General features: G+C 69.3%; 1 protein-coding gene and 1 pseudogene. Both read right to left on the reverse strand.

Features of this window, described 5'->3' with window-relative positions; all coding sequences use genetic code 11:
• A partial coding sequence (locus OP498_RS18390) for an ATP-binding protein (RefSeq protein ID WP_280554803.1) occupies positions 1 to 534 on the reverse strand: 534 nt, incomplete at its 3' end.
• Positions 531 to 888: pseudogene (locus OP498_RS18395) on the reverse strand (IS21 family transposase); the annotation flags it as partial. The pseudogene OP498_RS18395 and the gene OP498_RS18390, both read right to left, overlap by 4 nt.

Raw genomic sequence — 888 nt, forward strand, 5'->3', positions numbered from 1 at the left:
GTAGGCCAGGTCATCAAGGATAAGCAGGTGATACTTGTCGAGTTTGGCGATGGCGGCCTCGAGGGTGAGCTCCCGACGGGCCACCTGGAGCCGCTGCACCAGGTCGGTGGTGCGGGTGTAGAGCACTCGATAGCCCGCCTCCACCAGGGCCAGGCCGATGGCCGCCGCCAAATGGCTCTTGCCTCCGCCGGGGGGGCCGAACAGGATCAGGTTGGCGCCTTCGTCGAGCCAGCGGTCGCCACTGGTCAAGGCCATCACCTGGGCCTGGGAGACCATCGGCACCGCGGTGAAGTCGAAACTGTCGAGCGTTTTGCCCGGCGGCAGCCGGGCATCGGTCAAGTGGCGCTCGAGCCGGCGCCGGGCACGCTCGGCGAGCTCGTGTTCGGCGAGGGTGGCCAGCAGCCTCGCCGCCGGCCACCCCTCCTGATCAGCTTGGTCGGCGAAGCGCGACCACACGGCCTTGATGGTGGGCAGGCGCAGGTCGGTGAGCATCAGGGTGAGCCGTGCGGCGTCGGTCATTGAGGAAGTGCTCATGCCACGCCTCCCACCGCCGGGCGGTCCATCAGCGCGTCATAATCCACCAACGCTCCCAGCCGCACCTCGACATGGGGCAGCTCACTCGGGGCGGGACCGAAGCGTTCCCGCAGCGCGTCGAGGTTCGGCAACTCGCCGGCCTCGAGCAGCGCCTCCAGGTGCTGCGCGAGTGCCGCTTCACAGCCCCGCTCGTGGGCCAGGGCCAGCAGGCCGACCATGCAGCGGCAGGCCAAGCGGGCCTCCCCGCCCGCGAGCAAGGCGTCGAAGGTGCGCCGATAGGCCTCCCGCGGGAACAGCTGATCGCGGTAGACCAGGTTCAACAACGCCATCGGCTTGCGCCGCAGGGCATGAATG

Source organism: Halomonas sp. 25-S5 (assembly GCF_029889845.1).
In the GTDB taxonomy this organism is placed as follows: domain Bacteria; phylum Pseudomonadota; class Gammaproteobacteria; order Pseudomonadales; family Halomonadaceae; genus Halomonas.